This window comes from Dryocola clanedunensis, from assembly GCF_038405435.1.
Lineage (GTDB): Bacteria > Pseudomonadota > Gammaproteobacteria > Enterobacterales > Enterobacteriaceae > Dryocola > Dryocola clanedunensis_A.
In genome coordinates this window covers 1-638 of sequence record NZ_JBBYHZ010000109.1, presented here as the reverse complement: position 1 = coordinate 638, position 638 = coordinate 1, and the positions used below count along the sequence as shown (strand labels likewise).

1 rRNA gene is annotated in these 638 nt (G+C 50.2%); it reads left to right on the top strand.

Features of this window, described 5'->3' with window-relative positions:
• Positions 1 to 183: 183 nt before the first annotated feature.
• Positions 184 to 638, top strand: a 16S ribosomal RNA gene (locus AAE045_RS23705); the annotation flags it as partial.

Sequence of the window (638 nt, the reverse complement as noted above, 5' to 3'; positions counted from 1 at the left end):
CACTGCTCTTTAACAATTTATCAGACAATCTGTGTGGGCACTCGCAGGATTGATATCTCAGCATCTCCGGATGCAAAAAAATATCAAGTCTTGAAGAGTGACCAAGCAGTAATTCATTTAGTTGAATTATTACGAAAGTTAATTTTTGAGCACCGCTTCACGAGTTGAAGCAAATCAAGCTTTTAATTGAAGAGTTTGATCATGGCTCAGATTGAACGCTGGCGGCAGGCCTAACACATGCAAGTCGAGCGGTAACAGGGAGTAGCTTGCTACTCCGCTGACGAGCGGCGGACGGGTGAGTAATGTCTGGGAAACTGCCTGATGGAGGGGGATAACTACTGGAAACGGTAGCTAATACCGCATAACGTCGCAAGACCAAAGAGGGGGACCTTCGGGCCTCTTGCCATCAGATGTGCCCAGATGGGATTAGCTAGTAGGTGGGGTAATGGCTCACCTAGGCGACGATCCCTAGCTGGTCTGAGAGGATGACCAGCCACACTGGAACTGAGACACGGTCCAGACTCCTACGGGAGGCAGCAGTGGGGAATATTGCACAATGGGCGCAAGCCTGATGCAGCCATGCCGCGTGTATGAAGAAGGCCTTCGGGTTGTAAAGTACTTTCAGCGAGGAGGAAGGC